The organism is Acinetobacter sp. NIOH-H-8 (genome assembly GCF_046635365.1).
GTDB lineage: Bacteria > Pseudomonadota > Gammaproteobacteria > Pseudomonadales > Moraxellaceae > Acinetobacter.
Genome location: NZ_JBHDVN010000005.1, coordinates 1 through 24,070, shown reverse-complemented (window position 1 = coordinate 24,070; position 24,070 = coordinate 1). Strand labels below are relative to the sequence as shown.

21 protein-coding genes are annotated in these 24,070 nt (G+C 43.1%); 12 read left to right on the top strand and 9 right to left on the bottom strand.

Annotated features, from left to right (window positions below):
* The first annotated feature begins 110 nt into the window (after positions 1–110).
* The 4 genes from fusA (at position 111) to rimI (ending at position 5,218) form a co-directional block, all read left to right on the top strand.
* On the top strand, positions 111–2,246 hold the full coding sequence (gene fusA / locus ACEWB7_RS03900; RefSeq protein ID WP_262735712.1) for an elongation factor G: 2,136 nt from the start codon (positions 111–113) through the stop codon (positions 2,244–2,246).
* Positions 2,247–2,339: 93 nt separating this feature from the next.
* Entirely contained in the window at positions 2,340–3,530 is a 1,191-nt protein-coding gene (gene tuf, locus ACEWB7_RS03895; RefSeq protein ID WP_004781663.1) for an elongation factor Tu, read from the top strand.
* 234 nt (positions 3,531–3,764) lie between these two features.
* Entirely contained in the window at positions 3,765–4,646 is an 882-nt protein-coding gene (locus tag ACEWB7_RS03890) for a metal-dependent hydrolase (RefSeq protein WP_262737745.1), read from the top strand.
* 113 nt (positions 4,647–4,759) lie between these two features.
* A complete protein-coding gene (rimI, locus tag ACEWB7_RS03885) occupies positions 4,760–5,218 on the top strand; it encodes a ribosomal protein S18-alanine N-acetyltransferase (protein ID WP_180002414.1) in 459 nt (152 codons plus the stop codon).
* A 27-nt stretch (positions 5,219–5,245) separates the two neighbouring features.
* Here the strand turns inward: rimI and ACEWB7_RS03880 are convergent, their stop codons facing one another.
* From ACEWB7_RS03880 to trxB, 3 genes are all read right to left on the bottom strand, one after another.
* The gene (locus tag ACEWB7_RS03880; protein WP_005234302.1) at positions 5,246–6,061 is read right to left on the bottom strand and encodes an arginyltransferase; all 816 of its coding nucleotides are present in this window, start codon (positions 6,059–6,061) and stop codon (positions 5,246–5,248) included.
* A gap of 21 nt (positions 6,062–6,082) precedes the next feature.
* A complete protein-coding gene (aat, locus tag ACEWB7_RS03875) occupies positions 6,083–6,814 on the bottom strand; it encodes a leucyl/phenylalanyl-tRNA--protein transferase (RefSeq protein WP_262737744.1) in 732 nt (243 codons plus the stop codon).
* 83 nt (positions 6,815–6,897) lie between these two features.
* A complete protein-coding gene (gene trxB / locus ACEWB7_RS03870) occupies positions 6,898–7,857 on the bottom strand; it encodes a thioredoxin-disulfide reductase (protein ID WP_004783272.1) in 960 nt (319 codons plus the stop codon).
* A gap of 238 nt (positions 7,858–8,095) precedes the next feature.
* Between trxB and ACEWB7_RS03865 the strand changes: the two genes are divergently transcribed.
* Positions 8,096–11,146 (top strand): DNA translocase FtsK, encoded by a 3,051-nt coding sequence (locus tag ACEWB7_RS03865; RefSeq protein WP_262737743.1) that lies wholly within the window; start codon positions 8,096–8,098, stop codon positions 11,144–11,146.
* A gap of 62 nt (positions 11,147–11,208) precedes the next feature.
* Here the strand turns inward: ACEWB7_RS03865 and ACEWB7_RS03860 are convergent, their stop codons facing one another.
* The 6 genes from ACEWB7_RS03860 to ACEWB7_RS03835 all read right to left on the bottom strand — a co-directional run bounded on the left by ACEWB7_RS03860 (position 11,209) and on the right by ACEWB7_RS03835 (position 15,771).
* On the bottom strand, positions 11,209–11,496 hold the full coding sequence (locus ACEWB7_RS03860; RefSeq protein ID WP_004783267.1) for a PA4642 family protein: 288 nt from the start codon (positions 11,494–11,496) through the stop codon (positions 11,209–11,211).
* Between the two features lie 246 nt (positions 11,497–11,742).
* Positions 11,743–12,015, bottom strand: a complete 273-nt coding sequence (minE, locus tag ACEWB7_RS03855; RefSeq protein WP_004783265.1) for a cell division topological specificity factor MinE — start codon at positions 12,013–12,015, stop codon at positions 11,743–11,745.
* Positions 12,016–12,017: 2 nt separating this feature from the next.
* A complete protein-coding gene (gene minD, locus ACEWB7_RS03850) occupies positions 12,018–12,830 on the bottom strand; it encodes a septum site-determining protein MinD (RefSeq protein ID WP_166137968.1) in 813 nt (270 codons plus the stop codon).
* 64 nt (positions 12,831–12,894) lie between these two features.
* Positions 12,895–13,605, bottom strand: a complete 711-nt coding sequence (gene minC, locus ACEWB7_RS03845; RefSeq protein WP_312308825.1) for a septum site-determining protein MinC — start codon at positions 13,603–13,605, stop codon at positions 12,895–12,897.
* Between the two features lie 157 nt (positions 13,606–13,762).
* Positions 13,763–14,827 (bottom strand): preprotein translocase subunit SecA, encoded by a 1,065-nt coding sequence (locus ACEWB7_RS03840; RefSeq protein WP_312209905.1) that lies wholly within the window; start codon positions 14,825–14,827, stop codon positions 13,763–13,765.
* A gap of 17 nt (positions 14,828–14,844) precedes the next feature.
* The gene (locus ACEWB7_RS03835; protein WP_312308826.1) at positions 14,845–15,771 is read right to left on the bottom strand and encodes an acyltransferase; all 927 of its coding nucleotides are present in this window, start codon (positions 15,769–15,771) and stop codon (positions 14,845–14,847) included.
* A gap of 253 nt (positions 15,772–16,024) precedes the next feature.
* On the opposite strand from ACEWB7_RS03835, the gene ACEWB7_RS03830 reads away from it, so the two are divergent.
* The 7 genes from ACEWB7_RS03830 (at position 16,025) to ACEWB7_RS03800 (ending at position 23,962) form a co-directional block, all read left to right on the top strand.
* Positions 16,025–16,678 carry an OmpA family protein gene (locus ACEWB7_RS03830; protein WP_034704448.1) on the top strand — a complete coding sequence of 218 codons (654 nt, stop codon included), beginning with the start codon at positions 16,025–16,027 and terminating at the stop codon, positions 16,676–16,678.
* A gap of 135 nt (positions 16,679–16,813) precedes the next feature.
* Positions 16,814–18,853, top strand: a complete 2,040-nt coding sequence (rep, locus tag ACEWB7_RS03825; RefSeq protein WP_312308830.1) for a DNA helicase Rep — start codon at positions 16,814–16,816, stop codon at positions 18,851–18,853.
* Positions 18,854–18,918: 65 nt separating this feature from the next.
* Positions 18,919–19,371, top strand: a complete 453-nt coding sequence (dut, locus tag ACEWB7_RS03820; protein ID WP_312308832.1) for a dUTP diphosphatase — start codon at positions 18,919–18,921, stop codon at positions 19,369–19,371.
* Between the two features lie 416 nt (positions 19,372–19,787).
* The gene (locus ACEWB7_RS03815; RefSeq protein ID WP_312308834.1) at positions 19,788–21,206 is read left to right on the top strand and encodes a phosphomannomutase/phosphoglucomutase; all 1,419 of its coding nucleotides are present in this window, start codon (positions 19,788–19,790) and stop codon (positions 21,204–21,206) included.
* 10 nt (positions 21,207–21,216) lie between these two features.
* Positions 21,217–22,125 carry an acetylglutamate kinase gene (gene argB, locus ACEWB7_RS03810; protein WP_159123314.1) on the top strand — a complete coding sequence of 303 codons (909 nt, stop codon included), beginning with the start codon at positions 21,217–21,219 and terminating at the stop codon, positions 22,123–22,125.
* A 268-nt stretch (positions 22,126–22,393) separates the two neighbouring features.
* Positions 22,394–23,242, top strand: coding sequence for a class II glutamine amidotransferase (locus ACEWB7_RS03805; protein ID WP_034434176.1), 849 nt, complete (start codon positions 22,394–22,396; stop codon positions 23,240–23,242).
* A 294-nt stretch (positions 23,243–23,536) separates the two neighbouring features.
* A complete protein-coding gene (locus tag ACEWB7_RS03800) occupies positions 23,537–23,962 on the top strand; it encodes a bacteriohemerythrin (protein WP_411580446.1) in 426 nt (141 codons plus the stop codon).
* The last annotated feature ends 108 nt before the right edge of the window (positions 23,963–24,070 follow it).

Sequence of the window (24,070 nt, the reverse complement as noted above, 5' to 3'; positions counted from 1 at the left end):
CAGGAGGATGATGAGCCAGTTTTCGCTGTTTTGTCATCGAATCGCTTTAAGCTGCCCAGCAGCTTAAAGCGTCCTGTTTTAAACAACAAAATTTAGGAATGCAAGAAATCATGGCTCGTCAAACCCCAATTTCTCGTTATCGTAATATTGGTATTTCTGCGCACATCGATGCGGGTAAGACCACAACTACTGAACGTATCTTGTTCTACACAGGTGTATCTCACAAAATTGGTGAAGTACATGATGGTGCAGCAACAATGGACTGGATGGAGCAAGAGCAAGAACGTGGTATTACCATTACTTCTGCTGCTACCACTACATTCTGGTCAGGTATGTCTAAGCAGTTCCCAGAACACCGTATCAACGTAATTGATACCCCGGGACACGTTGACTTCACAATCGAAGTTGAGCGTTCTATGCGTGTTCTTGATGGTGCATGTATGGTTTACTGTGCTGTAGGTGGTGTACAACCTCAGTCTGAAACTGTATGGCGTCAAGCTAACAAATACCAAGTGCCTCGTTTAGCATTCGTGAACAAGATGGACCGTACTGGTGCCAACTTCTTCCGTGTTGTTGAACAAATGAAAACACGTCTTGGTGCGCACCCTGTACCTGTAGTAATCCCTGTTGGCGCTGAAGAAAACTTCCAAGGCGTTATCGACCTGATCGAAATGAAAGCGATCATTTGGGACGAAGCTTCACAAGGTATGAAGTTCGAGTACGGCGAAATCCCTGCTGATCTTCAAGAAACTGCTGAAGAATGGCGTACAAACATGGTTGAAGCTGCTGCTGAAGCTTCTGAAGAATTAATGGACGAATACCTGAACAATGGCGATTTGACTAAAGAACAAATTGTTGCTGGTCTACGTGTTCAAACATTGGCTTGTGAAATTCAACCAATGCTTTGTGGTACAGCGTTCAAAAACAAAGGTGTTCAACGTATGTTGGACGCAGTAATTGAATTCTTGCCATCACCTACAGAAGTTAAAGCGATCGAAGGTATCCTTGACGACAAAGCTGAAACTAAAGCGACTCGTGAAGCATCTGACGAAGAACCGTTTTCTGCGTTAGCGTTCAAAATCATGAACGATAAATTCGTAGGTAACTTAACTTTCGTACGTGTTTACTCTGGTGTTCTTAAACAAGGTGATTCTGTTTATAACCCAGTGAAATCTAAACGTGAACGTATCGGCCGTATCGTGCAAATGCACGCGAACGATCGTCAAGACGTTGAAGAAATCCGTGCTGGTGACATCGCTGCGTGTGTAGGTCTTAAAGACGTAACTACTGGTGATACACTATGTGATGAGAAAAACATCATTACTCTAGAACGTATGGAATTCCCAGAGCCAGTAATTGCATTGGCTGTTGAACCAAAAACTAAAGCTGACCAAGAAAAAATGTCTATCGCTTTAGGTCGTTTGGCTAAGGAAGATCCATCATTCCGCGTTCGTACTGACGAAGAATCTGGTCAAACCATTATTGCTGGTATGGGTGAGCTTCACCTTGACATCATCGTTGACCGTATGAAACGTGAATTCAACGTTGAAGCGAACATTGGTAAACCAATGGTTGCTTACCGCGAAACAATCAAAAAGACTGTTGAGCAAGAAGGTAAGTTCGTACGTCAAACTGGTGGTAAAGGTAAATTCGGTCACGTATACGTACGTTTAGAACCGCTTGATCCTGAAGCTGGTAAAGAATACGAATTCGCTGAAGAAGTTGTAGGTGGTGTGGTACCTAAAGAATTCTTCGGTGCAGTTGACAAAGGTATCCAAGAACGTATGAAGAATGGTGTCCTTGCTGGTTATCCAGTAGTTGGCATCAAAGCGACATTGTTCGACGGTTCTTACCATGATGTCGACTCTGACGAATTATCGTTCAAGATGGCTGGTTCTTATGCCTTCCGTGACGGTTTCATGAAAGCAGATCCTGTTCTTCTTGAACCTATCATGAAAGTTGAAGTAGAAACTCCAGAAGACTACATGGGCGATATCATGGGTGACTTAAACCGTCGTCGTGGTATGGTTCAGGGTATGGACGATTTACCTGGTGGTACTAAAGCAATTAAAGCTGAAGTTCCACTTGCTGAGATGTTTGGTTACGCAACTCATATGCGTTCTATGTCTCAAGGTCGTGCGACTTACTCTATGGAATTTGCTAAATATGCTGAAACTCCACGTAACGTGGCTGACGGCATCATTTCTAAGTTCCAGTCTGGCGGTAAAAAAGGTGACGACGAGTAATCTTTCGATTACTATAAGCCCAAACTAATTCATAGTTAAAAACCAAGCGCTCATGCAGTGATCCTGCATGAGCAGTTCAAAAAGGAAGATCTCATGGCTAAGGCTAAGTTCGAACGTAATAAGCCACACGTTAACGTGGGCACAATCGGTCACGTTGACCATGGTAAAACAACTTTAACAGCTGCGATTGCAACTGTATGTGCGAAAAAATTCGGTGGTGAAGCGAAAGACTACGCTGCAATCGACTCTGCACCAGAAGAAAAAGCACGTGGTATTACAATTAATACTTCACACGTAGAATACGATTCTCCAACTCGTCACTACGCTCACGTAGACTGCCCGGGCCACGCCGATTATGTTAAAAACATGATTACTGGTGCTGCTCAGATGGACGGCGCGATCCTTGTATGTGCTGCGACTGACGGTCCAATGCCACAAACTCGTGAACACATCCTGCTTTCTCGTCAGGTAGGTGTACCTTACATCGTTGTATTCTTGAACAAATGTGACCTTGTAGACGACGAAGAGCTTCTTGAACTGGTTGAAATGGAAGTTCGTGAACTTCTTTCTACTTACGACTTCCCAGGTGATGACACTCCTGTAATCCGTGGTTCAGCACTTGCTGCACTTAACGGTGAAGCTGGTCAATACGGTGAAGACGCAGTTGTAGCTCTTGTTGAAGCGCTTGACTCTTACATCCCAGAACCAGAACGTGCAATCGACCAAGCATTCTTGATGCCAATCGAAGACGTATTCTCAATTTCTGGTCGTGGTACAGTTGTAACTGGCCGTGTTGAAACTGGTATCATCAAAGTTGGTGAAGAAGTTGAAATCGTGGGTATCAAAGACACAGTTAAGACTACTGTAACTGGCGTTGAAATGTTCCGTAAACTTCTTGACGAAGGCCGTGCTGGTGAGAACTGTGGTATCTTGCTTCGTGGTACTAAACGTGAAGACGTACAACGTGGTCAAGTACTTGCTAAACCAGGTTCTATCAAACCGCACACTAAATTCGATGCGGAAGTATACGTACTTTCTAAAGACGAAGGTGGTCGTCACACTCCATTCCTTAACGGTTACCGTCCACAGTTCTACTTCCGTACAACTGACGTAACTGGCGCGATTTCTTTGAAAGAAGGCGTTGAAATGGTTATGCCTGGTGATAACGTAGAAATGTCAGTAGAACTGATCCACCCAATCGCAATGGACCCAGGTCTACGTTTTGCGATCCGTGAAGGTGGTCGTACAGTTGGTGCTGGTGTAGTTGCTAAAGTAACTGCATAATCGCTGATTGTGTGAAAAAAGCGTCCCTTTGGGACGCTTTTTTTATATCTGTAAATTCAACTTACTCATTTTCAAGCATATTTAAATTGTCTAACAATATATTTACAAGCTGTCCTTAAGTGATATTTCACTGACCTTATCTGCCCTTATGTGAAAAATTCAAAGCAGTAATATAACTATAAGAATTTTAATAATTAGATTTCAGCTCTATATAGAACTGATGGGAGTAAGTATATGAATGCTCAAGTGAAAATTACTAATCGTGCAGGCGCAAGTTTTCCGGTACGTCGTATGAGTTTTGATTTTGATCAAGTGCCAGAATACTGGATGAATGGTTCAGCAGGACTGACTCACTTTATGACTGCACTCTCTGCATTATTCCCGGCAGGCGAAAAATTCTTTATTGATTCTGTTCGCGCTGTACGTCAGCACCCAGCAATTAAAGACAATGAAGCATTGCAAAAAGAAATTTCTGCCTTTATTGGTCAGGAAGCCATGCATACCCAGGAACATGTTGGCTTTAATGCCTCAGCGCAACGCCATGGCCATGACGTTGATACGCTAGATCGTTATACTGACCGAGTCATTCAAACTGCACGCAAAATCTTTGCGGCAGTCGGTAAGCCAGTTGGTATTACCCAGGAAATGGTCGACCTCACTGCGACGACTGCACTAGAACATTTTACTGCGACCATTGCATCTCAGTTACTGACCAATCAGCATATTCAGGAACTGATGAAAGATGACACCATGAAAACCATGTGGCTCTGGCATGCAATTGAGGAAAATGAGCATAAAGCCGTGGCCTATGATGTATTCGAAGGTGTTTTCGGTAAAGGCTTAAAATCTTATCTGCTGCGTACCACTTCGCTAGTCGCGGCAATGGTCACACTGTTCTTTGTACAAAGCTATTTCGTATTGCGTTTATTGAAACAGGACCGTCAGTTAAGTCTTGAATCCTTGAAAGAAATTTATACTTATGGTTATAGTCCATCCAAAGGAATTATTACTGGTATGGGCAAAGAAATGCTGATGTACTTTAAACCTGGTTTCCATCCAAATGATCACGATACCCACAGTTTGTTGCAAAGCTGGAAACAAAAACTGGGCCTTTAATTTGAAACTAGATTAAAAGACTGAAGAGCAACCTAAGTTGCTCTTTTTTTTGCTCGATTTTTTAAATAAAGTTTCTATAATGCGGAGGTTAATTCTAGATAAGATGAACGAAGATGATTCGTTTGATGCAAGCTGCGGATGTGCCAGCTGTTGCCAAGATTGAAACCAAAGTACAATCCCATCCCTGGACCTTTAAACAATTTGAAGATGCTGTTACTGCTTATCAAAGCACTGTGATTGAACAAGCAGGGCAAGTCGTAGGGTTCTGCATCTTACAGCCGGTGCTGGATGAAGCCAATTTATTACTGATGGCAATTGATCCTGCGCAACAGGGCAAAGGTTTAGGTTATCAGTTGCTAGATGCCTCAATTGCATTATTGAAAAATAGTCCAGTACAAATCTTTCTGGAAGTACGGGAAAGCAATACTGCTGCAATTAAACTGTATGAAAAAACCGGTTTTCATCAGATTGATCTGCGCAAGAACTATTATCCGAATTCGAATGGCACTCGGGAACATGCCATTATTATGGTGAAGTCCTGTACTGATGATTTTGCCAGCCTGTTTAAATAATATTCCAGCTCTTATTTGACGACTAAATTACTTGATGATGGGATTATTCCATCCGCTAGGCAAGGTCGTCATCAAGGAGTTTCCCAGATGTTCAATCTCCACAGGGGTAAGGGTGCGGTTTAATCGGCGCCATTGCCCGTCAATCAATAATTCAAGTGGCAGGTATTGAGACTTGTAGTTCATTTTGGCTGAATGTGGCACCCAGTAGCCCAGATAAACAAACTGTAAGCCAAGTTTTTGAGTGTGCTCAATCTGTTTCAGAATCGCAAAGGCACCAAGGGAACGGCGGTTCTCATCAGGATCAAAGAAAGTATACACCGCTGAAACGCCATCATCGAGCAGGTCACAAGTCGATACACTGATGAGACGGTCATCTTTCCATAATTCCAGAAAGAAACTATCGGTACAGCTTTGCAGTAAAAACTTTTCGAACTGGTCACGGCTAGGTGGATACATATCACCATCTGCATGACGTTCATTAATATAACGTTCATAGAGGGCGTAATGTATATCTGTGGCCTGTTCAGGATGGGTAATTTTAACCGTCAAATCCTGATTACGTTTCCAGGCTTTTTTTTGCGAGCTGTTCATTTGGAATTCATGAACAGGAATACGTGAAGATAAACATTGACGGCACAGGTGGCATTCAGGCCGATAGACAAAATCACCACTACGACGGAAACCGGTACGAGAAAGCTCGGACAGCGTCACTACATCAATACGGTGCGCTGGATCAAGAAAAACCATGCGCGCGGACTTGTTGGGCAGATAGCTACAGTCATGCGGCGGCGTAATATAATACTGTAAATCGTTCAGTAGGGACTGTGGTTGATAAGAGTTCATAACAAGTGCCCTCTGTTATTTTCATTCACTTAATCGCGCAGACTGCGCTATTGTTTTACTTGAAAATACACCGTCTTGATACTTTTTCCAATTGATCGCAGGCTGTATTATCACATCTTGTAACGATTTAAGATATGTGTGGCGAGAAATTGTACAGGCACCTAGACTCATCAAGTGATCATTCACCAATTGACAGTCAATCCAGGGCAGCTGATTTTCTCTGCCAATCAGCATCAGGGCATAGAAAGCCATTTTAGAAACATCGGTCTGGGTGCTAAACATGGATTCACCGAAACAGCCCTTGCCGATAGTCACCCCATAGAGTCCACCTACTAGGCGATCTTCATCCCAAACCTCAATACTATAACCATAACCCGCATTAAACAGGTCGCAATAACCTTGAATGATCTCTTCACTAATCCAGGTCTCATCTGCATAAGCGCGAGGCAATGAGCAGGAACGGATGACTCTTTCAAAAGCATGATTCACCGTAATTTTATAATCCTGTTTTTTCATGCTTCGAAGCAGGGATTTACTTGGATGATAATCTTCTGGCCGAATAATACAGCGTGGTTCCGGACTCCACCAGCAGATCGGATCACCTTCAGAAAACCAGGGGAAGAGACCATGGGTATAGGCCTCATACAAAGTAGAAGGGGAGAGGTCTGCACCGATACAAATCAGGCCTTCACCCTCAAGATCTGCTTCTTCAGGATTGGGGAAAATGTACTGTGAAGGAGGAAGAAGATGCATGCAGAACCCTGATCTTGAAATAGACTGTTTTTATCATACATAAAAAAACCGCCCATGATGGACGGTCTTTTTATTTTCGCTGCTTAGTCTAATTTACCCATTGCATCGAGATATTTTTCTGCATCCAGTGCCGCCATACAGCCTGAACCTGCAGAAGTAATCGCCTGACGGTAGATACTGTCTGCGATATCGCCTGCAGCGAATACACCCGGGATAGAGGTTTGGGTGGCATTCCCTGCGGTACCGCTTTGTACCTGAATATAACCATCACGCAGTTCTAGCTGGCCTTCGAACATAGTGCTATTTGGTTTATGACCAATAGCAACAAATAGACCTGATACTTCAACGTCCTGAGTTGAATCATCTTGAGTTGATTTTAAACGTACCGCAGTGACGCCAGTGGTATCACCCAACACTTCTTCTACCTGATGATTCCAAATAATGCTGATTTTGCCTTCTTTTTCTTTTTCAAAAAGATGGTCTTGCAGGATTTTTTCAGAACGCAACGTATCACGACGATGAACTAGGGTCACATGAGAAGCGATGTTAGAGAGATATAAAGCTTCTTCAACAGCGGTATTACCACCGCCCACAACCATCACTTTTTGTTCTTTATAGAAGAAACCGTCACAGGTTGCACAAGCGCTCACGCCTTGACCCATAAATGCAGCTTCTGATTCCAGACCCAGGTATTGCGCAGTTGCACCAGTACAAATGATCAGGGCATCACAAGTGAACTCTTCCATATCGCCTTTCAGGACGAATGGACGAACGTTAAGGTCAACTTCATTGATATGATCATAAACAATTTCAGTACCAAAACGTTCTGCATGAGCCTGCATACGTTCCATTAAAGCTGGACCAGTCAGACCTTCAGGATCGCCAGGCCAGTTATCTACTTCAGTCGTTGTGGTTAATTGACCACCCAGTTGCAGACCTGCAATCAGGGTCGGTTTTAAGTTTGCACGCGCTGCATAGACTGCTGCGCTATAGCCAGCAGGGCCAGAACCTAAAATAATCAGTCGTGAGTGACGTGCGCTCATTCGCTGTATCCTTTTTTATTTAGAAATTTATTGAATTATACGTGAAACTGTATAACAGTGGTGTGAGATTAAAGTCGATATTATTGATCATCGAAATCGATTTGGGCTATATAGAAGAAGTACACAATAATGCATCTTTTTTGATGCAACAGGTGCATAATATGCATTTTATTGCGACGCTTTTTTTGAAGCATACCAGCAAAAGAATATTCATGAAGAATTGGTTACAGGACAGTATATGACAGCGGTGTCGAGTGCCTATGCACAGCGCTTAGTAATGACATTATTTTTAGTCTCATTTGGGATTTATCTGTTTCTTGCAACAGTGACCTATACACCATTTGATCCGGGGTGGATGCATATCTCTAGTGATACGCAGACAGTTTCAAATGCGAGTGGGGTTGCAGGGGCCTGGATTTCAGACCTGTTATTTGGTTTTCTCGGTTGGGCAAGCCTGCTGATCCCTGTGTATCTGTTTATGGAAGCAATCCAGGTCTGGTGGCCGCGCAGCTTCCTGAACCGTCCATTCCGCTATGCTGCCCAATTCTTCCTGTTATTGACTACATCGGCGTTGCTGTTCCTGTTCTGGCAAGTTCCAGCCGATACGCTGGATAATTCTTCAGGCGGGATCATTGGCTATGAACTGGGCCAAAGTCTTGAACAATTACTAACTGTCTATGGCGCAGCTTTTTTCTTGCTGGTGCTTTGGGTGGTTCTGTTTACCTTGGCATTTGGTGTGAAATGGAACAAGACCTGGAGCAGTCTCAAGGCAACACCTGCTTATCTGCAAGACCTGTTCTACCGTAATGTGCCAGAAGGTATGTCTGATTTTGACCGTACCGCACCTGTAATGAAAAAAGAAGCGGTAAAAGCAGCTGCCAAAAAAGTGACAGTACCAGTCACTGCCGCACCTGAGCATGATCTGGTAGAAGTCGACCCTGTAGTTCGTGATCATGTCGCTGAACGCCTGTTTGAGGATTTTGCAGATAAAGAATCGCACCAGCCTCACCACTATGAAGAAGATATTTCTGAACCTGTACAGACATCAGCTTCAGAACCTGTTCAGGAACAAGCACCGCGAACAGTAGAGCCGGATCGTGTGGTGGCAACAGGGGAGGTGTGGCGTGCGTTACATTCCAATGAAGACCAGCGTCACAAGCAGGATATCGATGCTTTGCTTAAAGCTGCAGAAGAAGAGCAAGCTGATTTTTCTCCTGATGCATTTGCAGCTGCGTCAACGAATCACAATGCTCATGAAGTGACATCATCATCTACCACCAAGAATAATCTGGACTGGGATGATGATGAAATTTTTGATGAGTTATTGGCCGCAGTCCCGCAAGGTAAAACCGCAACGGATGTGCATAGCCCGTTCAATTCAGCAGCAGCTGAAAAATCCCTCAGAATTGTAGAAGATGCTGGAACAATCAGCTCAACTGCGGCTGCTCCACTTATGGCTGCACATGCGATTAAAAATACCAGCCTGGAAGCGGACTTTGAGGATCTGGACGATTTACTGGTTGAAGCTGATGAACCAAAACCTGCACCTGTACGTGCATCAAGTTATGCCCAATCTTCTGCTTTTGTTCAGGCACCGATTCAGCGTGTAGAGACAGCAGCTCAAACCGCAACGACCAATGCAGCAGTTCGGGAAGCATTGTCCAAAGAAGAATTTATTGAAGCTTGGCATGAAACTGCCGGTAAGCCTCAGGATGAAGACGAGTTTGACTTCGATGCGCCACTGACCGATGCCGCTGGTCGTCCAATGTCACGTGCCATGCAGGTCGCTGAGCGCCGTAAAGACCTGTCACCATTGCCGGGTCTGGAATTGCTGGATAAAGTCGATCCGAACAAAAAAGTGAATTTCACTGAAGAGCAATTATCCCGTTTATCAGAACTTCTGGAAATCAAGCTTCAGGAATTTAACGTTAAAGCCAAAGTGGTCGAGGCTCAGCCAGGCCCAGTCGTGACCCGTTTTGAACTGGACCTTGCGCCTGGTGTGAAAGCTTCCAAAGTCACTAATATTTCACGTGACTTGGCTCGTTCGATGTCAATGGCTTCAGTACGTGTAGTCGAAGTTATTCCAGGTAAGCCTTATATCGGCATTGAAGTTCCGAACAGTAGCCGTGAAATGGTGCGTTTGATTGAACTGGTACAGATTCCAAAATTCAATGATCCAGATGGCATTTTGTCGATGGCCATGGGTAAGGATATTTCAGGCAATCCGGTGATTACTGAACTGGGTAAAGCACCGCATATGCTGGTAGCAGGGACTACAGGTTCTGGTAAATCGGTGGCGGTTAACTCGATGATTCTATCGATGCTATTGAAGTACACACCAGACCAGTTACGCCTGATCCTGATCGATCCGAAACAGCTTGAATTGGCCAACTATAACGATATTCCACACCTGTTAACCCCAGTTGTGACCGATATGAAAGATGCAGTCAGTGCCTTGAACTGGTGTGTGAATGAAATGGAACGTCGTTACAAACTGATGTCTTTCCTGAAAATTCGTAAGCTCAGCGACTATAACCGTAAGGTAGAAGAGGCGCTTGCCAATGGTGAAGAGCTATTTGATCCAACCTGGAAAGCGAGTGAATCAGTCGCAGGGGAACGCGCACCGCGCTTAACGCCATTGCCATCAATTGTGATTGTGGCGGATGAGTTTGCGGATATGATCATGCAGGTCGGTAAAAAAGCTGAAGAAATGATTACCCGTCTGGCACAGAAATCCCGTGCTGCTGGTATTCACCTGTTACTGGCAACTCAGCGTCCATCAGTAGATGTCATCACCGGTCTGATTAAGGCGAATATTCCAACACGTGTCGCACTTCGTGTGAACTCGAAAATTGACTCACGTACCATTCTCGATGCAGGTGGTGCAGAAGACTTGCTCGGTCATGGTGATATGCTGTTCCTTGGCCCGGGTAAAATTGAGCCTGAGCGCGTACACGGTGCTTTTATTGCCGATGATGAGGTGAACCGGATCTGTGATGCATGGCGTGAACGTGGTGCACCAAACTATGTGGATGAGATTCTGACCCCATTTGATGAAGAACCGTCTAGTCGCGGCTTTGAGGATGGTGGAGATGGTGGATCGGATCGAGATGCGCTGTATGACCAGTGTGTGGCTTTTGTTTTGGAAACCCGCAAAGCATCAACTTCATCTTTGCAGCGTAAGTTCAGTCTAGGTTATAACCGTGCTGCACGGATCATTGACCAGATGGAAGAAAATGGTATTGTCAGCTCAATGGGTGCCAATGGTAAGCGTGAGATCCTGGTTTAAATCCAGAATTTCTAGCGATTAAAAAAGCCTGCTTTAAGCAGGCTTTTTTTATGCATTTCAACTTATGCAAATTTTTCTAATACTGCCAAGAACTCGGCACTTTGACGCGGATAAGTGGCAATCACGTCATGAATGCGCTGTCCTTCCGGATTGGTGGCGTTAAGATCGCGACCGTCTGCGACAAATTTGGTTAGCAGGCGCTCATAGTCAAAAGGGCGCATATGCTTGAATGCATGATAAAGCACATGGAAATCTGCATTGACGCCTGCAGGAGGAAGCTGATTCAGGTAGGCATATACACGCTCATCTGACCATTCTTCGTTAAAGGTCGCTGGTTGAGATAATGCCATCGCAATCTCCTTGATGTAATTCTTCGGCATGAAAAAAAGGCAAAATATGAGTTCGCAAGAGGCAAAGTCTTATCATGCACTTTGTCTATTCGAAGGATCACTTCACGTTTTGAGACTAGGTAAAATAGTAATTACTATCAAGTCAACGCGAAGCCAAGCTTCTTGTCTTGCGCCTCAACAAAGCAACGCTTTGTTGAGGCTCATATTTTGCCTTGAATCAATTTACTTGACTAATCAAAATTCAGATTATCGCTCTTCAGGTAAATTGATATTCATTTCAAGCATTTCAATGTTTGCTTCAGAACGTACCTGCATCTGAATGTGCTGTTCATCAACCCCGCGGACGTAGCGATTGACCACTTGCATGATTTCTGTCTTCATCTGGTCAATTTTATCCTGACTCAAACGGCGTCCCAAACCCTGTTCAGAAGCAACAATGACTTTCAAACGGTCTTTCGCGGTTTGTGCGCTTGATGGTTTATCCTCGCTACTAAAAAGTTTACTCCAGAATCCAGCCATGTTTACGCTCCAAATAATCGTGCTAACCAGCCCTTAGGTTTTACTTCGATATGACGGTAAGGACGCTCTTCACCCAGGAAACGTGCTACAAGGTCATCATAAGCCTGACCTGCGGCAGATTCGGTAAAGTGAATCACTGGTTTACCTTCATTCGATGCCTGTAGAACGCTTGGACACTCAGGAATAACACCTAAGGTTGGAACACGTAAAATATCTTTAGAAATATCGTCAATCGTTAACATTTCCTGTTTATCGGCACGTTCCGGATTGAAACGGGTAATGCACAGGTGTTTACGGATGCGACCTTCGTTTTGTTCTACTTTTTTAGTTTTACTATCTAACATGCCAATGATGCGGTCAGAGTCACGTACTGAAGAAATTTCAGGGTTAGTCACAATGATGGCTTCATCTGCATGGTACATGGCTAAAATGGCACCACGTTCAATACCTGCAGGTGAGTCACACACGATATAATCAAATTCCTGTGAAAGCTCATCCATTACACGTTCTACGCCTTCATCAGTTAAAGCGTCTTTATCACGTGTTTGTGAAGCAGGTAAAATATATAAATTTTCAATATCTTTATCGCGAATCAGTGCTTGTTGTAATCGTGCTTCGTTATTGAGAACATTTACAAAATCATATACTACACGGCGTTCACAGCCCATAATCAAATCAAGGTTACGCAAGCCTACATCAAAATCGATTACCACAGTTTTGTGGCCACGTAGGGCTAAACCTGTTGCAAAAGATGCACTTGTTGTAGTCTTACCTACGCCACCTTTGCCTGATGTTACGACAACAATTTTCGCCACCGAATCCACTCCTGTTATGGTTCAAATCCCCTATAAAATGGGGTTTTTGGTGTTTATTTATACATTAAAATTGTAGAGCTTCAAATACAAGCTCTTGTTGATCATTCAAGTAAATATGCACGGGTTTTTTCACAACATTCGGTGGAATGTCGTCGGCCACACAGTAAGTACCTGCAATAGAAATCAGTTCGGCTTCCAGCGCATGGCAGAAAATACGCGCTGCAGTATTGCCACCTGCACCTGCAATCACACGGCCGCGCGCGCTGCCATAAATATGGATATTGCCTGAAGCAATCACTTCTGAACCACTGTTTATTCCGGCCGTAATAATAATGTCACCCTGATTCTGCCCAATGCATTGGCCGGTGCGCAGAATTTCATCGTGATAAGAGGTCACATGCGCAACAATCGGTGCTGCATCAGCTTTTTCATCGTCAGCAGTAGATTCAGGTTTGACTTCCACGACCTGTTCTTTGGTCGCCTTAATTTCCTGCAACTGACGGTCAGGTGGCAGAACAGGGAACTGAATTGCACGAGCCTGATCACCTAGAATCCCTTCAGTCACTGCCATAGGTTGAACTTCGAGATCAATCAGTAACTGGATCAGGGCAATCAGTTCCTGGTCGACTGAACTTTCAATTACCGCCAATGTGCCTGGCGGAAAAGCCGCTTGTAATTTTGGTTTCAGTTGCTGGCGGATTGCATCATGATCATTGGTATCGAGGCTAATGCGTAGCGCATTGACCATTCTGCCTTTTATCCGTATGTCAGCCATAATTTTTCCTTAATACTTCTGACTTGCTGTTTTATGTCGAAGCAATGTTGTAAATAGTGCAAATCCTAGAACAAATTTCGTTAATTCTCTAGCGATCCAAGTTATTTTTTTATACGAATAGAATCCACTTATCTTAACCGATTCCACAAATGAAAACTCATCTATCTATTGAGCCCTGATTTTGTTCGTGTTCTTCTAAAATCTGTTGCCACTGTTTTACTTTGACCTGTTTTTGAATGGCTTCAAGTGTTTCAAAAACAGCCGATTCGACTAATTTATCAATATGTGGATTATGTTCAATCTGAATCTGGCTAATCTTATCTGAAATCATGGCAAAAGTCGGGTTTTCTTGTGATCCACTATGTGTAAAAGGATCGATCAGGCCTTGAGTGATATTTTCTCCCAGACGTTGACCAATACTCTGGATCTGGCGTTCCAGCCGTCCACCCACAATGGGAATCAGACGCAGAAGCTGGGTGAGCTCAGGTGTATCTTCAATGGCCTGATTGACGACTTGCCCGACATTTTTTGAAATCATGAAGCGCTGTGCCTGTAATTCCTTGCCCAAAGACTCTTGCAAGATATCTGCCAAAGCAACAGCCAGTAATTTACGGTGATGTTCCACCAAATCATCAATTAATTGTTTATGTGATGTGCTGGTGCTGAGTTCACGTTTAATGCCATCCAGTACCGTCAATACTACACGGCTCGAAAGTTCTTCCATCAGCAGGTTATAGTAGAAATTACCCCGTCTATACCAGCTTGCCGGTATGACTTTGTATCCATGGCTATGCAGGTTGTAGCCAATCGCGACTGCACGTAACAAACGCAGAAAACGTAGCTGTGGGATGATGGATAAAATTTCATACCAGTGCACAAAGGGAAAGAACCACCAGCGGGCATGGTGGCGCATAACAATGGCAATGAACCAGCGAACGATGAGTTCAATAATCAGGAAGGTGGTAAACCATCCCTCGGTAATAATTACCCAGGGACGTAATTCACTTTTATAAAACTGCAAGACATCAGGCAAGCGAATGAAGTCAAACAACCAGTGCCCAAAATCGCTCATCAGAATGGCATTGGCACAGAGACAGAACAAATTGATGATGATGACAACCATCATGAAAATGTCGTAAATCAGTGCAATTTTCCAGCCCCAGGTGCCTTTGCGAATAAATTTAAATGAGCTGGACACGAGGTCCGGGTTGTCGTTCTTCATAGTCTCTCTGGCAAATGTCAGGCAGAAGCGGAAATCAGGTTCTGCCGCATTTGCTCAATTAATTGGTCTTTTTCAGTCCAGATCTGGTCTACCCATTGCTGGAAACGCGCCCGGTAATCTGCATCATCTTCATAATTGCCACCGAGTACCCAGTCTGGAATGTCAATTTTTCTTAAGTTCACGACAATACGCGGGACTTCGCCTAACCAGAATTCTCCATAACCTGGCACACCGTCAGGATAAACAATAGTCATATCCACCAGTGCATCAATTTTGTCTCCCAGAATATTCAGTGCCAGCGCAAGACCCCCCGCCTTAGGCTTCAACAAATGCTTATAAGTCGATTTTTGCTGTTCATGCTTTTCCGGGGTAAAGCGCGTGCCTTCCAGATAATTCAGCAAGGTAAATGGCTGGCTAACCAGTTGTTCACATGCCTTACGTGCTTCTTCCATATCCCGGTATTTCAGGGCAGGGTTTTTGGCAATCTGTTCTTTGCTATGCCGTTTCATCATCGGGAAGCCCAGAATTTTAAAGGCTTGACCTACAAATGGAATAAAAATTAGTTCCCATTTTGTAAAGAAGCGGGTGAGAGGCATACGTGTTAAACCGAAATACTGGTTTACCGTGGTATCCACCCAGCTCTGATGATTACAGGTCATTAAATAACGCCCCTGCATATTCAGATCCAGAGATTCATCAATGCTGATTTGCCATTTGGTATTTTTCAGGACATTGTCAATCAGCCAGTTATTTACGCTTAACCAGCTATTGGTAATCTTGATATTGGTTTCATCAATCTTAGAAGATTTCTTAAAAAGTTTGGTCAGCCCCAAAGCCAGTACAGGTGGCCCATGAAAAAAAGTACTGCCAGTCATGACGGATGTCACCGTGAGGCCACGGGTAAGTTTTTTTAAAGTCGTTTGTTGCTTGCTTTTAGATGACATATAAAAACAGTCCCAGAGAATAATCGTCTAAATTTCATCACATTTTGAACAATATAGAGGGAGTTGAGCGAATAGAAAAGTCTGATCACTAAACTGTGAAGAAACTATGATGAAATTCAGGAAATTGGTTACACATAAACATTACAAAATATTACTAAAAGATTTATTATTAACAAAAAATCAATGGTTATCCCATTATTTCTAAATCATTATCTGACCTAAGATATAAATTACACTACAAAGGAGGCATGCAATGCGTGCACTATTAATTTCAGCAGCTGTAGCAGGGGCAGTAGCACTTACAGGTTGTCAAACTACTGGCAATAACCTGGGTGGTGTTGAGTACGACAAAACAGCTTTGGGTACAGTAATTGGTGCTGCTGCAGGTTATGGTATTTCTAAAAGTAATGCCAATACTAGCCGTCAAAACAACCGTGCAGCTGCAATTGGTGCAGTTGTAGGTGGTGCTGCTGGTGTTTATCTTGACAATAAAGAGAAAAAATTACGTCAGGCAACTGCCGGTACAGGTGTAGACGTTAACCGTAATCCAGATGGTTCAATCAACCTGGTAATGCCTGGCGCAATTACATTTGACACTAACAAGTCAAATATCAAGCCAAACTTCTATGCAACATTGAACAAAGTTGCTCAAGTTCTGACTGAAGACAGCCAAAGCGGTATCCTGGTAACTGGTTATACAGACAGTACTGGTAATGACTCAATCAACATTCCATTGTCTCAAGCACGTGCACAATCTGTTGCGAACTACCTTGCTGGTCAAGGCGTAGCACGTACTCGTATCAATGCACAAGGTCTTGGTTCAGCGAACCCGATCGCAGACAACTCAACTGCGGCTGGTAAAGAACAAAACCGTCGTGTTGAAATCGCAGTATATGCCGTTCAGTAATCACTGATTTTGCAGAAAAACCACCTTCGGGTGGTTTTTTTATGTCTGAAAGATGACGCAGGAAAATGAATTTTCAATTAGGCATCTGGGCATGAGATGACTATAATCGGAGCCGAATCTAGAAGAGGAAGCCATATGTCACTCGCCAGTCAGTTAAATGACAAGCAACTTGAAGCCATGAAATATACTCAAGGACCCTTGTTAGTACTTGCCGGAGCGGGTTCAGGCAAGACCTCGGTAATTACAAGAAAAATCGCGTATTTGGTCAAGCATTGTGGTATTCCGGCCCACCGGATCACGGCAATGACCTTTACCAACAAGGCAGCACGTGAAATGAAAGAGCGTGTCACCAAATTGCTGACCCGAGAAGAAGCCAAGGGCCTTTCAGTCTCGACCTTCCATACTTTTGGTCTAAATTTATTACGTTTAGAGCTCAAACACACACCGCTAAAAAATAATTTTTCGATTCTGGATGCCGATGACTGTAAGCGGATTCTGATGGATCTGATGCATCGCGATAATCTTTCAGGTGCTGAAAGCAAAGAATTGATCGCCAAAGCCATGAAGATGATTTCGGACTGGAAAAATGATCTGATTCCACCAGAACAGGCTCACACGACTTGTGAAACCCCGGAAGATGTTCAGTTCGCGCATTTATACCAACTTTATGAGCGTAATCTGCGTGCCTATAACGCTGTAGACTTTGATGACCTGATTGTGATGCCAACGCGCCTGCTGCAGGAAAATGCGGAAGTTCGCGATAAATGGCAAAACCGCGTGCGTTATCTGCTGGTGGACGAATATCAGGATACCAACACGGCACAGTATATTCTGGTGAAATTACTGGTCGGGGTTATGGGGCAGTTCACTGCTGTAGGGGATGATGATCAGTCGATTTACGCCTGGCGTGGTGCTAAACCTGAAAATATGGCGCTATTACAACAGGATTTCCCGAATCTGAAAGTGATCAAGCTGGAACAAAACTATCGTTCCACTAGCCGTATTCTGAAAGCTGCTAATACCGTGATTGGCAACAACCCGCATATCTTTGATAAAAAGCTTTGGTCAGATAAAGGTCACGGTGAAGCGATCCGTGTCATCACCTGTCGTAATGATGACGATGAAGCAGAACGTGTAGTCAAAGACCTGATCACGCATAAGCTGATGAATGGGAAAAACTGGAAAGATTACGCAATTCTATATCGTGGTAATTTCCAGGCGCGTATTCTGGAAACCCAGCTTCGCCAGATGCAGATTCCTTACAAGCTTTCAGGTGGCCAGTCTTTCTTTGCGCGTGCAGAGATCAAGGACATCATGAGTTACCTGCGCCTGATTATTAACCCTGAAGATGACAGTGCTTTCCTGCGGATTATTAACACGCCGAAACGTGCGATTGGCCCGGTGACACTGGAAAAACTCGGTCTGTTTGCCCAGGAAAATAATCTGTCTCTACTGTCAGCAGCAGGTGATCAACGTCTGACCATGGTCATTCCAAAGAAAGCGACCACACAACTGGCAGAATTTTCAGATTTCATTAATAACTTTACCCGCAATTTACTGGAAGACGATGAACCTGTACCAATCATCCGTCAGATGATGGTGGAAGCGGGCTATATTGACTATATCAAGGAATCCGCAGCGACACCGGCACAGGAAAAAACCAAGCTTGATAATATTGAAGTGCTCTACAGCAGTATTCAGAGCCTGATTAATCGTGCTGAAGATGTCGATGAAAAGAATATCGAAAGTGTCATTCGTAAGATGGTGCTCCTCGATATGCTGGAACAGCAGCAGGAAGAGGAAGATACGGATAAGGTTAACCTTCTGACCTTGCATGCATCCAAAGGTCTGGAATTCCCTTATGTCTACTTAATCGGACTGGAAGAAGAAATTCTGCCACATAAGAACTCGATTGCTGCGGAAACAGTCGAGGAAGAACGCCGTCTAATGTACGTGGGGATTACTCGTGCGCGTCAGGGGTTGACTATTACCTTGGCTGAGCAACGTAAGGCAGGGGGACAGATGAAACAGATGACCCCAAGCCGCTTCCTGGATGAGCTGCCAGAAGATGAACTGGAATGGTTAGGCCGTAAGAAAAAACTTGCAGGCAATATTGATCCGAAACAGCAGGCTCAGCATTATCTGGATAATTTACGCGCCTTGATTAAACGGTAAAAGTAACAGAACGCTACGATTTTGATTCTTTAAATTTTTTGATATTAAACAACAGGAATAAATACATGAAAGTTCAGGTGAAAGTCCTTGATTCACGTCTGGGTCAGGAATGGCCATTGCCGACTTATGCAACCATAGGCTCAGCAGGACTCGATCTTCGTGCATGTGTCAACGAAACAACTGTGATTGAACCAGGTCAAACGGTTCTAGTGAAAACTGGTTTGGCAATTTATATTGAAGATCCAGCATTTGCTGGCTTGATCTTGCCACGTTCTGGTTTAGGTCATAAACACGGGATCGTTTTAGGTAACCTGGTGGGTCTGATCGATTCAGATTACCAAGGCGAGCTGATGGTTTCTGTATGGAACCGCAGTCAGACGGCATTTAGCCTGGAACCTGGTGAGCGTTTAGCCCAATATGTATTAGTCCCTGTGGTACAGGCCGAATTTGATCTGGTGAATGAGTTTGAAGCAACCGAGCGTGGCGCGGGCGGTTTCGGTCATACTGGTAAAAACTAAAATTAAAGGATGACTTAACTTGGATATTCTGAGTTAAGTCATTTTTTTCGTAATTTTAATCATAGAAATAATAAAAAATAATAGTGCTATTTAATGAATTTTATTCTTGAAATTTATTTTAATGAAAAATATTTAAATAAATTTTAGGATCATTTAAGTAGAAAAATAAAATCATTTAGAATTTAAGAAAATAGGTGATAAATAATAAAAGAAGTCATTTTTAGTTGGGTTTATTTATTTTACTAGTTATACAAATTAAATACATAAAAGATTAATAATTATACTTTTATAATTGATTGTCACATTCATTTCATATAAAAATACAGAGTCTTAAAACAAAAACAAATGTTTAAAGTCATGATGATTGCTTAATCATTATTTTATCTCCTTATATTCAATATTGAAAAGAACAGATTATGGGATCCATGAATCAACCCTTTCCGGCTCACATTTTTCGTGCCTACGATATCCGGGGTAAAGTCAGTTTACTCAGTACAGGTGTGATTGATGCTATTGCGCATGGTCTGGCTCAGCAATATCAAACTGCGGGACAGACTCGGGTTGCGATTGGCTATGATGCCCGCATCAGCAGTCCGGCTTTTGCTGAAACCATTCGCCGTATTTTTCAGGACTATGCTATTGAAGCTGCCATTATCGGCTGTTGTTCCAGTCCGATGTTGTATTACACAGCGCGTCAGTTTGATGGTAATGGTGTGATGGTCACGGCCAGCCATAATCCTAAAGAAGATAATGGAATTAAATGGATTATTGTAGGGGAGCCGCCTTGTCCCGAGATGATTCAGCAGGTCGCACAAAAAGCAAAACTTCATGTAAATAGTTCTTTATCGTGTTTGAATGATTTGCCTCACCAAATTATTCCCGAATTTTGTCTGCAATATCAGCAGGAAATGCTTGAAGATATTCAGTTGAAGCGCCCATTTAAAGTAGTGCTGGACGGTCTGAACGGTTCAGCAGGACGTTGTGCCAACTTGGTGCTGCAAAAACTAGGTTGTGAAGTTACCGCCTTACGTTGTGAAGCCAATGGGCATTTTCCGGATCATGCGCCTGATCCTTCTCAGGAAGCGCATTTACAAACCTTGCGTCAGGTTGTCATGCAACAGCAGGCGGATCTGGGTATTGCCCTAGATGGTGATGGGGACCGGTTGGTACTGGTGGATGAGCAGGGTGTCATTATTAGTGCTGATCAGCTTCTCTGTTTATTCGCAGAAATTTGTATGACTGGCACAAAAGCATGTCAGTTTGTTTATGACGTTAAATGTTCAACCCTGATTCGCGATACAGTTCAACGCCTGGGCGGAAAACCGGTGATGATTCGTACTGGTAGCTCATTCCTGCGAAAATATCTGGCGCAGTCCCAGCATCAGGCCATTTTTGGTGGTGAATATGCCGGACATTATGTTTTTAATGACGGACGTGGCTGGGGCTATGATGACGGTCTTTATGCAGCGCTTCGGGTCATGGAATATCTAGACCAGAAAGGTGTGACTTTAAGTGAGGCCTTGCGTGCTTATCCAAAACGTCACGGGACTGAAGACTTATATATTTCCACTCATCAGGTGCAGCCTGTTGAGCTTTTAAACTTTGTTGAGCAGCAATCTACGCAATTAAATGCACAAATCAGTAAAATTGACGGGATACGTCTTGATTTTGATGATGGTTTTGGCATCATTCGAGCATCCAATACAGGTGAATATTTCACGGTGCGCTTTGATGCCAATGATGCACAAGGCCTGAATGAAATTCGACATCTGTTTGTATCCATGTTGCGTGACCGTTATCCACAGATCGCTCAAGACATTTTAGATGCTCAATAAGGAGAGGCGAATGCCAAATCAGCATACAGGCATCGACAAAGCACAAATTTTGACTGAAGCTTTGCCGTATATCCAACGCTTTGCGGGTAAAACCCTGGTGGTAAAATACGGTGGCAACGCGATGACGGATCCTGAGCTGGAAAGCTCTTTTGCACGTGACATCGTTTTATTAAAAACAGTCGGTTTAAATCCGATTGTGGTACACGGCGGTGGTCCACAAGTCGATTCTATGCTGAAACAGCTAGGTCGTGAATCTGACCGTATTGATGGTATGCGCGTGACAGATCCGGCAACCATGGAAGTGGTCGAGATGGTTCTGGGCGGTAGCGTAAACAAATCAATTGTGAACCTGATCAACAAACATGGTGGCCGTGCAATTGGTTTAACCGGTAAAGATGGCAACCTGTTACGCGCCAAAAAGCTGTTAATGGAAAAGACGGCTGAAGACGGTTCAATCCAAAAAGTGGACCTGGGTATGGTGGGTGAAGTCGTTGGCGTGAAAACTGACGTACTGGAAATGTTTACCAACAGTGACTTTATTCCGGTGATTGCGCCGCTCGGTGTCGATGAAGAAGGCAACACCTACAATATCAATGCCGATCTAGTTGCGGGTAAAGTGGCCGAAGCCTTAGGGGCAGAAAAGCTGATTTTGTTGACCAATATTACCGGTGTGCTGGACGAAAATAAAAATCTGCTGACCGGTTTAACGACTCAGGAAGTTGATCGTCTGATCGAAACAGGTGTGATCTATGGCGGCATGATTCCTAAAGTCGGCTGTGCGCTTGATGCAGTAAAAGGCGGCGTGATCAGTGCACATATCGTGGATGGTCGTGTACCACATGCGAGCCTGTTAGAAATCTTTACTGATCATGGTGTAGGAACTTTAATTACCAATCGTTCTAATCCACATCGTCCATAAAGATAAATTGAATATCAAAGAGTCTCACTTGAGGCTCTTTTTTATTTCTTTTATTTTAAGATTTTGATCACTAGAAATATGAAAGTTAAATCTAAAGTATTCATTTTTAAGCTAAGTTTTGGAGCTTAAATTCCTTTTGCTAAATTGAATATAAAAAAATAGTTTATTAGCATTTTTAGCGCATAGCATTGCAATGATCGAGATTTGAAAAGGTTCAGCCTGTGATGCACAATAACCTTAAGAACACTCTGTGACCTGAATGAAGATTATGTGCCAGCTACTTGGAATGAATTGTGCGACACCAACAGATATTACCTTTTCATTTCGAGGTTTTTCTCAGCGGGCGGGGATTACCTCAGATCATTCTGATGGTTTTGGGATTGCTTTCTTTGAAGATAAAGCCTGCCGATTATTCGTCGATAATCAGTCAGCTGTTGAATCACCGATTGCAGAATTGGTGCGTAATTATCCGATCAAATCCCGTAATGTGATTGCACATATCCGTAAGGCGACACAGGGCAAAATTAATCTGGAAAATTCGCATCCGTTTAGCCGTGAATTATGGGGACGACAATGGATCTTTGCCCATAATGGTGATTTAAAAGATTTTCTACCTGAGCTTTCGGGCCGTTTTACGCCAGTTGGGAATACTGACAGTGAGCGCGCTTTCTGTTATTTGCTGGATCAACTGGTGAAACGGTTTGGTTATGATGAACCAAAGCTGGATCAGGTCTTTGATTTGCTGGCCGAGATTTCTCCATCCATTGCAGAACATGGAACTTTTAATTTCTGTCTGTCCAATGGTCAGGCATTATTTACCTATGCAACGACTAAACTGCATTGGCTGGTACGTGAATATCCATTTAAGCCAGCCCAACTGATTGATATCGAAGTTGAAGTGGATTTTAGTCAGGTCACCACGCCTGAAGATCGGGTCGCTGTGATTACCACAGAGCCGCTGACGCAGAATGAAGAATGGACAGCCTTTCAGGAGGGTGAAATGATTTTGTTCAGAGATGGAGCCAAATATCGTTCTCAACTGACGCATGTCGCCCGTCTGGAAAGAGAGCGTCTGGATCCTTCGCTAAAACGGGTCACTAAAGCGGATTTATATTAAATCTGTTTAAAGTTCAATATTAAAAAAACAGGACATCGCTCTGTTTTTTTGAATTTGATATATATTTTATAGTGAAATCATTAAAATAAATAAACCATGAAATATAAAATCGATCAAAAAATACTTTATTCTTGTGGTCGGGTTTAAAATATAATTGACTGGATAAACAATGATTTACATTAATTAAATAGAAAATAAACTGAAAACCAACCGATTTACTTCATTTTTATTTAAATCAATTAGATATATGATCTTTTTCAAGCGATAAATCATTAATATCAATAGGTGGTCGTAATGAAAATGAAATGGGTTCCAGATTATAATACTGGTATCGATGTGATTGACGATCAGCACAAACGAATTCTCGATTATATCAATGAGATTGATGGAATTGATGCCAATACCGATCGTGCTCGTATTAAACAGATTCTAGAAAATATTATTGATTATACTCAGTCGCATTTTACCTTTGAAGAATCACTTCAGGAAGAAGCGGGTTATAAATATCGTGTGCCACATAAACGTGTGCATGACCTGTTTATTAAAAAGATTGAATCTTATCGTGACCGTTTTGAACTGGGCCAATCTATTGAAGCGGAATTACATGAAGTATTATCTAAATGGCTGATCAATCATATTCAGCATGATGATGCGGATTATGTCGGTGCGGTAAAAGAAAATATGATGGGAATCATTAAAGATTGTCTTGTCCTGAAATAGATTGACAGTATTCCACTTCAAACCGAGTTAAGCAATTAGCTCGGTTTTAGTTTGCTCATACGTCTGATTCGGGGTGTTCATATTTAAACTTAAATGTGGTCTATAGCA